Origin of the sequence: Micromonospora sp. NPDC048063, from assembly GCF_043202855.1 — a bacterium.
Classification (GTDB): Bacteria; Actinomycetota; Actinomycetes; order Mycobacteriales; family Micromonosporaceae; genus Micromonospora.
In genome coordinates this window covers 25,457-34,033 of sequence record NZ_JBIDBG010000033.1, presented here as the reverse complement: position 1 = coordinate 34,033, position 8,577 = coordinate 25,457, and the positions used below count along the sequence as shown (strand labels likewise).

General features: G+C 67.4%; 7 protein-coding genes. 5 read left to right on the top strand and 2 right to left on the bottom strand.

Features of this window, described 5'->3' with window-relative positions; genetic code table 11:
• The first annotated feature begins 416 nt into the window (after positions 1–416).
• Both ACGFZ2_RS33825 and ACGFZ2_RS33820 read left to right on the top strand, forming a co-directional pair.
• The gene (locus tag ACGFZ2_RS33825) at positions 417–1,682 is read left to right on the top strand and encodes an IS701 family transposase (protein ID WP_393460896.1); all 1,266 of its coding nucleotides are present in this window, start codon (positions 417–419) and stop codon (positions 1,680–1,682) included.
• A 34-nt stretch (positions 1,683–1,716) separates the two neighbouring features.
• A complete protein-coding gene (locus ACGFZ2_RS33820) occupies positions 1,717–2,505 on the top strand; it encodes a hypothetical protein (protein WP_393460884.1) in 789 nt (262 codons plus the stop codon).
• A gap of 152 nt (positions 2,506–2,657) precedes the next feature.
• Here ACGFZ2_RS33820 and ACGFZ2_RS33815 read toward each other — a convergent pair whose 3' ends face one another.
• The gene (locus ACGFZ2_RS33815; protein ID WP_393460881.1) at positions 2,658–4,175 is read right to left on the bottom strand and encodes a DUF4419 domain-containing protein; all 1,518 of its coding nucleotides are present in this window, start codon (positions 4,173–4,175) and stop codon (positions 2,658–2,660) included.
• A 189-nt stretch (positions 4,176–4,364) separates the two neighbouring features.
• Positions 4,365–4,607, bottom strand: coding sequence for a hypothetical protein (locus tag ACGFZ2_RS33810; protein ID WP_357703693.1), 243 nt, complete (start codon positions 4,605–4,607; stop codon positions 4,365–4,367).
• Between the two features lie 139 nt (positions 4,608–4,746).
• Here ACGFZ2_RS33810 and ACGFZ2_RS33805 point away from each other — a divergent pair, with 139 nt between their 5' ends.
• The 3 genes from ACGFZ2_RS33805 (at position 4,747) to ACGFZ2_RS33795 (ending at position 7,911) form a co-directional block, all read left to right on the top strand.
• Complete coding sequence (locus ACGFZ2_RS33805) at positions 4,747–6,210, top strand: hypothetical protein (protein WP_393460878.1); 1,464 nt, start codon at positions 4,747–4,749, stop codon at positions 6,208–6,210.
• 299 nt (positions 6,211–6,509) lie between these two features.
• A complete protein-coding gene (locus ACGFZ2_RS33800; RefSeq protein ID WP_393460875.1) occupies positions 6,510–6,872 on the top strand; it encodes a hypothetical protein in 363 nt (120 codons plus the stop codon).
• A complete protein-coding gene (locus ACGFZ2_RS33795) occupies positions 6,862–7,911 on the top strand; it encodes a tyrosine-type recombinase/integrase (RefSeq protein WP_393460872.1) in 1,050 nt (349 codons plus the stop codon). The genes ACGFZ2_RS33800 and ACGFZ2_RS33795 overlap by 11 nt, the downstream gene beginning before the upstream one ends.
• The last annotated feature ends 666 nt before the right edge of the window (positions 7,912–8,577 follow it).

Below are 8,577 nucleotides of genomic sequence, written 5' to 3'. Positions count from 1 at the left end.
CCCCCCGGATCATCCGCACGACAGGGGCAGTAAGTCATACCGAGCCGGGCGACCGAGCAGTCCCCGGCTGGGGACGATCAAAAAGGTAACGGGGGGGGGGCACGGTGGTCGCGGAAGGCACTCCGGACACCGTCGCGACGGCGGACACCCCGACCGCCGGTGTCTTCCGGCGGTACGCGGCCGGCCTGCCGCTCCTAGAGGTGTGCGGAAAGGCGCGCGCTACTGCCGCCGTTTGAGATGCCAGCCCTCACACCTAGTACGGCAGCCGCCGTTTGAGATCTTGCTGTTGAACCGGGGTGGACGCGAGACGGCCACCGCGTGATCGTCTGTGCGTTGTGGACACAACATCAGATCTTGCGGTGGCCGTGTGCCACAGCGTAGCGGTTGCTCGGTGGGAGCGTGTGCTGGCCGGGGTGCTGGGGTGTTTCGCGGGCCGGTTCGGGCGGGTTGAGCCTCGCCGCGCGGCGGCCGAGTTCGTGACGGGGCTGCTGTCCGATCTTGAGGTGAAGACGTGTTGGCAGTTGGCCGAGCAGGCCGGGCATGCCCGGCCGGACGCGATGCAAAGGTTGTTGTACCGGGCAGTGTGGGACTCCGACGCCGTCCGCGACGACCTGCGGCAGCTGATCACCGACCGGTTCGGTGACCCGGACGCGGTCCTGGTGGTCGACGAGACCGGTGACCTGAAGAAGGGCACCCACACGGTGGGGGTGCAGCGCCAGTACAGCGGCACTGCCGGGCGGATCGAGAACAGCCAGGTCGGGGTGTTCCTGGGCTACGCCGGCCGCGACGGGCACACCTTGATCGACCGGCGCGTGTATCTGCCGGCGTCGTGGACCGACGACCGGCAGCGGTGCCACGCCGCTGGCGTGCCAGACGAGATCGAGTTCGCCACCAAGTCGCAGTTGGCCGCCGACATGATCACCGCCGCGATCGACGCCGGCGTGCCGGCCGGTTGGGCGGCCGCGGACGAGGCATACGGCAACAGCGCCGCATTCCGCGCTCATCTGCGTGATCACCGGCTCGGCTACGTCCTCGCGGTGTCCTGCAGCCACCTGATCCCCATCGACGGCGGCAAGGTCAAGGTCCGGGCCGACCGGGCCGCCGCCGAACTGCCGGCATCGGCCTGGCAACGCCGCTCAGCCGGCGCCGGGTCGAGGGGACCCCGCTACTACGACTGGGCCTGGCTCGACGACGTGTGCACCGATGCCGACCCCGACGACGCAGGCCGGCACAGCCTCCTGATCCGCCGCAACGCCACCACCGGTGAGCTGGCCTTCTACCGTTGTTGGACCCCGAAACCGGCTACTCTCGCGCAGCTCGTGCGGGTCGCGGGCATCCGCTGGACCGTCGAAGAAGCCTTCCAGGCCGCCAAGAGCCAGGTCGGCCTGGACCAGCACCAGGTCCGCCGCTGGGACTCCTGGCACCGGTTCACCACCCTCGCCCTGGCCGCTCTCGCCGTGCTGGCGATCTGCGCCGCTGACGCAGCCCACCACGACCCGGCCGACACCGGACTGATCAAGCTGACGGTCAACGAAGTCCGCCGCCTCATCAACGCCTGCATCATCCGACCGATCAGCGACCTCAACCATCGCTTGCACTGGTCAGGCTGGCGACGCCGTCATCAAGCCCGAGCACGACGATCCCACTACACACGCCGCCTCAACCCCGAACTTCAGCATTGATCACAAACGGCGGCTGCCGTACTAGATCATCTTTTTGGCCTCTGGTGTCGCGATTCTTACCAACACCCCTTGCTGGCGCGGTGCCCTCACCGGCCGTCCCACCCGCCAACTCCAGCTCCTGCTGCCCGAACTACGCCAACCTGCACCACACTGGTGGCTGCTCCAGACGTTCCCCCGACCAGCCTGCCCACCCTGCGTCCGCCGGCACCGGGGCGGCCCGGTCCACCGCTACTACCCCCACCACGTCGCCGCCTGCGTCAAGCACAACCTCTGGCTCGGCACCCGAGCACCCGCAGCCACCGCTTGGCCCGTCACCGACAACGCCATCGACATACGGCACCTCCCAGAGATCAAGTCAGCGCAGATCCACCACCGGCGGCTCGTCCGCCGTCACGGCCAGGTCGCCCTCCTCATCGCCACCAGAGCCGCGTTCGACTGCTGGGAATACATCCACGGTCGCTACCTCGGCCACGCTCAAGGCCCGCGCCTGGCCATCCTGCGTCCGGGCAGGGAGCGGCACCACGCGGAGGATCCCGCGTTCCACGCCGCGAGCTACCCGGAGATCGTCTCCGCAGCGAGCGTGTTCGTCAGACAGCACTGGCAGACCCGGGTCGCTCACCAAACGACCCGAGCCCGCGCCTACGCCGAGTTCGGCAACCGCCTCGACTGGTCCGAAGCCCGCGACACCTGGCATCCCCACCACAACAGCATGCTCGCCGACTGGATCGAAACCTACGCCCGTCCGAACCCCATCCGGGGACACGCCCTGGATTCTAGGAACATCAGATTCACTGGGCCGCACCCAGCATGGACGGCTCAATGAAACTGATGCACCCCAGGTCAGAAGGACGCTTATGCATCAACTGCAGCGAGCCGGGACACCGCCGACAGCTCGTCATCGCTCGTTGTCAACCGGTACTCGTCACTTCACCTTGGGCTGCGTCCAGACTTGGGCGGACGTGCCGGTGTGTCATGTCATGGATTAGCTGGTGGCTGCTCCAGTTGATCGAGCTGGCCGGTTTCCAGGTGGGTGATGTCGCCATCGGAGTCGAGGGCGGCGTCGAGTAGCCGCGCGAGCGAGGTGCCGTACACCGGGACGTCGGCGGGCTCGTCGACCAGGCGGAAACGGCCGTCGAACTCGGACCGTTCGGCTGTCACCTCTTGGACGCGGCAGAGGACCCAGTGGGTCGACTCCGATTTGTAGTCGAGGGCCGCGCAGATGCTTCTGCCGTCGGCGAGGTCGATGATCGTCAGGAGCGACTGCTCCTCGTGGCCGCGGTAGACCCGGCGGTGCTCGGCCACCGGCAGCAGCCGCCACGTCTGGAACAGCGTGGCGGAGCCGACGCGCCGGTAGAGCGCCACGACCTCGGCGGGCGCGTTGAACAGGCTCATGGGCTGCGGCGGGCTGGTCTGGTGGTCGCGCACGATCCGGTCGATCACGGCGTCGATCTCCACCGCCGCCGGCGCGAGGTACCAGCCTGCCACCGGCCGCAGTCCGCCGTCGTCGTCCTGGGCGACGCCGACCAGGCCGGCATGTAGGGCCACCGTCCGGTTGTCGCCCGCCACCAAGTCGTTGACGTTGACCGTCGCCCGAGACAACGTCGCGGGCACCTGATCAGTGCGTATACCGGCACCGTGGTAGAAGCCGCGGCCGTCGACGGTCGCGTCGCGCGGCTCGTCGATGGGCAACTCCAGCAGCGGATTCGGCCGGTCCACCGTCCCCTTACCCCGAAGGTACGGGTACAGGCGCGCCGCCCAGCCGGTGACCACCTCACCGCCGTACGCGTCGACGGGGTTGTAGATCCGCCGCCAGAACGCCACGTCCACCTCGCCCGCCGCGGCTCGAACGAACTGGTCGGCGATCGGCGCGAGCGACCGGCACCATGTCTGCAGGCCGAACCCGGCGATCGCGTCTACCCGTGTGCGGATCTTCTGCCAGTCCGTTACGGTGCCGGTCAACGTGATTGACGGGATGCCGCATACGCACACCAGCCACAGCGAGAAGTACGGCGAGTAGGCGTCGAGCAGGACAACTTGTCCCGCGAGCCGGTCGACCTCGGTGCTGGTGGAGAAGTCACACTCGAATACGTCCGTGTCGCTGATCTCGGCGGCGAGCAGTTTGTGGAATGACTCCACCATGTCCTGCCAGGAAGCCGCGTCCTGCGGCATCGGCCCGTCGACGGTCACGGTGAGCCGCTTGCGGCCGGCGTGGCCTACCAACCGGGGGCGCAGCTCCTCGGCGTGGAGCCGGATGTGTTGGGCGACGCCCTGCGCGATGGTCAACCACACCGCGTCGGGGGACAACACCAGCGGGCGATGGTCGGCGAACGCGCGTCCGACAGCGTCGAGCAGCGGATGTACCCCGTCCGGCACGAGCACCGGCAACGCCGGATCACCGCCGAACACCAGTGCATCCCCGAACAGTTCGCCGAGCGGCCGGGTGGGCAGGCCCTCGGCTGCGGGTGTCACCTCGTCGACCCGGAAGGTCACCATTGCGCGACTCTAACGCCTGCTCGCCCGAGCGCGATGCCGCTACGAAGTACGCATCTTGTTCCTATCGTCGAGCTGGCCGTTCCCGGTGTAGTGGGTTGCCGTGCCGATGCCCATGTATCGGCCGAGGGCGTGCGTCTGCTTCTTCGGGTGAGGCCGCGGCTGCTACACGAGGCGCGGCTTGATGGCGATCTACTCGCGCAGGTGGGCGGCGAGGTGCTCATCCTGGACATGGTCCAGGTGCCACTGGGCTGCGCTGACCAGATTCTTCGACTGCCGGGAGTGGCGCATCTGCGTGCGGTCGAGGCCGTTCAGGTGTCGCCGGTCGGCGAGTGCGGCCACCTCGTTCAGACCGGCTGGGATGGCGTTCAGGCAGGCCCGGACGATGTCGTCAGCCGACGGCAGCACCGCCAGCGCGACCCCCGAGCGGCGCATATCCGACTTATCGCCGCCGTGAGGTGGGAGTACCGCGCCCGTACCAATCCATCCTCATGGCTTGTCCGCTAGTCCTGCAGCACCGCCGACACCACCCAACTGAGGCGCACGAGGCGGCCAGGGCCAGGGTGGTGAACCGATGTCAGCAGCCCGGTGGTACAAGATTGTGACCGTTGCTGGACTGGGGGTGCCGATGTCGCAGGCGGGCGTGTTGTCCTGGACGGGCAGGGCCAGGCGAGCCTATGAGCGGACCATGCCTCAGGCGCGTGGCCGGGTTTTGACCGTGGTCCGCACCGCTTTCAACCGCCGGGCCACGAGCAGCGACTGGTACGAGGGCAAGAAGACACTCCAAGGCGTGCGCGAGAACGTTTACGAACTCCGCTACACCCACTCCTGTCGGGTGCTGCTGCAGCCGGTACGTGACGAGCTGGTCATTGTCGACATCGGAAACCACGACGTCACAACGCGCTACGCGGCCCTACGCCCCTCGCAGCGGGCGAAGCTGATTGAGGACAGAACACCTGCCCCGCCCGGCTTCACCGGCACCCACCCCTTGTTTGAGGAAGTCGACGAGGGAACATACACAAGTAATGACCCAGTGACGGGATGGGCCGAGTTCCTGAGCGACGACCAGGCAGCTTTGGCGGACCTGATACTCGAGCAGACCCAGTACGCGGACCTCGCCGACGAGACTGAAGTGATTTACCTGCGCGGAGGCGCGGGCACCGGGAAGACCGCAGTGCTGTTGAATCTCGCACTCAGGCTGCACGATGCCGGCATCCCGGTTGACTTCCGGTGCTCAACGGCCGTCGCCAAGTACCTTGCGGCGCACACCCGTGTAAACGTCAAACGCCTCCAGGCACCCATGGCCCCACACGCTGCGATACTGCTCGATGACCCGCGCAGTCCGGCAAGCGTGACAGCTGCGGTAAACCAGGCCCGGCTGGCCAAGGCACCCGCGGTCATCGTCGGCTTCGACCCGCTCCAATGGCCACTGAAGAGCCTCGATACGCATCTGCAGGCGATGCCGAAACCGGACATCGACGAGTCTCTGCACGACTGTTACCGGCAGTCAGCCGCGCTCGCACGGCAGGCGACCGAGGTGGTCACCCGAATCCATGAACGGTCCTCCTTCCGGGTGGACCCCGTCCGTATCGAGGCCGAGCGGCGCGTTCTTGCTGAGCTCTCGAACCATTACCTCACGGGCTTACAGTTCACCAGGCCGGGCGGGCGATTCGCAATCCGGGGATGCGCGGAGGACGATGTTTACGCCGAGGCAGGCCGGCTCAAGAGCAGGGCCGACCTGTGGCAGGACCTGCCAGCGCTTCTGGTACTGGAGGATCGGGCTCACGGCGTCACCCTCGTACCGGACTTCAAAAAGTACCGTCGCGGCATCAACACCCAGACCAGCGCATTGGAAGACGTGGCGGCCTACCGAGGACTCGACTTCCAGACCGTGTGGATTTTCATGCACCGTACCTTTTATGAGCGTATCCAGCAGGGAGTAACCGGCCTCAAGGGCGCCGAGTGGGCGAGCCTCTTGAACATGCACATCCCCATGACCAGGGCACGCGACGATACCATCCTGTTCCTGGTTGACTAGACATCGTGATGCTGATCGATGCACGCGTCGAACTTGATCGGCAGTAATGGCTGGCCCGCCCCGAGGCCTGGATCTTGAGAGGTGGGCGGAGCGGTAAGTTTCGTTGACCGCCGGTCGCGCTCGCCCCTCGGGAACGACGAGGCCCGAGACATCGTCTTCCTGTTGTCACCGCCATGACACGACCTCCTGTCCCGAGCGGTGAGCAGCTTGTTCGTCCGCTTGTTCCTGCTGCCCTGCCTGCCCGTCCGCGTCCCCGTCCGGTTCCGATGCCGGCGCTACCCGCCCGAGATCAGCTACCGGTGGTCGCCGATGCCGCTGAGCTTCTGTTGGAGATGGCTGTCCCGTCCCGCTGCGGCCGGGTTACCGCGCAGCGCATCCTGCGTGCGTTGGGTTGGCAGCCGTGCCAGCGTCTCGACATCCGCTTGCATCAAGCGGTGCTCGTCATCGCCTCGGCCAGCGATGGTCGGTACCAGGTGGGCAGCCGAGGTGCGCTGCCGCTACCGGCTTCCGTCCGGCGTATGTGCGGGATTGGGCATGGTCAGCCGGTGCTGCTCGCCGCGCTCGTCGCTCACGACTTGGTTGTGGTGCACCCGATCGGCGCCGTCGCTCGTCTGCTCGCCGACCTGCACGTCGAGGTGGCGGGAGGTGCGCATGTCTGCTGATCCCGCCACGGTTGCCGCAGCCCGGCACGTGCTGGCTCACCTTGGCGTCACCGTGGCCGATCTGGAGTCCGACGCCGACGTGTTGATATCTGTGCCCACTATTGCGGAGTATCTGCCGCGGGTAAACGCGGCGGCGGGTCCGGGCGCGAGGCGTACGTACGGCACGTACTGGGAGCGGATGGCCGCCGCGTGGGGTGACCGGCCCCTGGACCGCGTCGCGGCCAGCGACGTCGAGGCGATGAAACAGCAGATGATTGCTACGGCGCGGTCGCGGCGTAACAGCCGCAACGGCCGGCACGCCGGCGAGCACGTGATCGCTGCCGCCCGCGCCTTCTACTCCCGGGCTGTCGCCGACGGTCTGATCGACGCGTCGGCCAGTCCCGCGCACCGTGTCGCCAAACCCCGCCGCCTTCCGAGCACACGCCGCGCTCTGACGTCGTACGAGTTGGAGGAGATCAACGCGGTGGCGCGGACCAGCGGCAACGATGTCGTCCTCGACGCCCTGCTGCTGCGCCTGCACACGGAGAGCGCCTGCCGGCGCGGTGGTGCCCTCGCCCTGCGGCTTGTCGACCTGGACGCCACCAACGGGCTCGTGCGACTGGCCGAGAAAGGCGCCGTGCGGTGGCAGCCGGTCAGCCTCGACCTCGCCGAGCACCTGCACGAGCACGCCCGCGTTCGCGGCGCCGTCCTGCCCACCGACCGGCTGTTGCACTACCGCAACGGCTTACCGATCAGCAGCCGCCGGTACGACCACCTGTGGAAGCGCATCGGCGAGCGTCTGCCGTGGGTGGCCGCCCAGGGCATCTCCACCCACTGGCTGCGGCACACCACCCTCACCTGGGTGGAACGTCACTTCGGCTACGGGGTAGCTCGCGCCTACGCCGGCCACACCGACAGCCCAGGATCGTCCACCACCACCTACATCAAGGCCGACCTCCACGCCGTCGCTGACGCGTTGTCGGCGATGACCGGCCAACCACACCCACTCGTCACGGCGCGCGAGACCTCCCATCGTCCGGCGACAGGGACCTTGCCCTGACCGCCGATCTGACTCGCACCAGGCGGCGCGGTGGGGGAGTGGCTTCCCATCGCGCCGCAGCGCGGCACGGCAGGTAAAGAATCCGGGGGCCGGGTTGGGCGACAACAACACCAGAGCGCATCCCTCCGTGGATCCGATGGTGGCGCTTCACCGCGTAACCATGCGCCGAGGGGCACCTCACACAGTTGCTGCCCGTCGGAATCCTCGTTCCCCTGGCCGAATTGACAAATGCGCTGGGCGTTGGAGAGGCGGATGAAATCTATCGCGTTGGTAGCTGCAACGGGTGCCCGTGGCCGGCTTGCACCTGTAGCGCGTACGCTCTGTATTGAGGTATCCTTAATCGCATGAGCACCCATTTTTATGCCTGGGTGCTACGCGTGGGGGTTCATCTCCCCCCTCGGACACCATTTTGGTGGAGTTTCACCGAGTTTGAGTCAGGCTCGGTTCCGTGGTGGCGCACAGACGGCACCCATGCTGTAACAAGTGATCGTGGGCGCCGGCGAGCGGTACGTTGCTGCCGGCGTGTAGCGGCGTGTTCGCAGTTGGACCGGCCATGACACCACCTCGCCGCCGCGATCCAGAGCAGCTCATCGGCGTGCTCATCGCGGCCCCGCTTCCCGACCGACCGCGATCCCGCCAGGCCCCCATGCCGGTGCTACCCGCACC

Bases quoted from the DNA above. Each gene is read 5' to 3' on its own strand.
- ACGFZ2_RS33815 (WP_393460881.1), bottom strand. From the start codon at position 4,175: ATGGTGACCTTCCGGGTCGACGAGGTGACACCCGCAGCCGAGGGCCTG.
- ACGFZ2_RS33810 (WP_357703693.1), bottom strand. From the start codon at position 4,607: ATGCGCCGCTCGGGGGTCGCGCTGGCGGTGCTGCCGTCGGCTGACGAC.
- ACGFZ2_RS33805 (WP_393460878.1), top strand. From the start codon at position 4,747: ATGTCAGCAGCCCGGTGGTACAAGATTGTGACCGTTGCTGGACTGGGG.
- ACGFZ2_RS33795 (WP_393460872.1), top strand. From the start codon at position 6,862: ATGTCTGCTGATCCCGCCACGGTTGCCGCAGCCCGGCACGTGCTGGCT.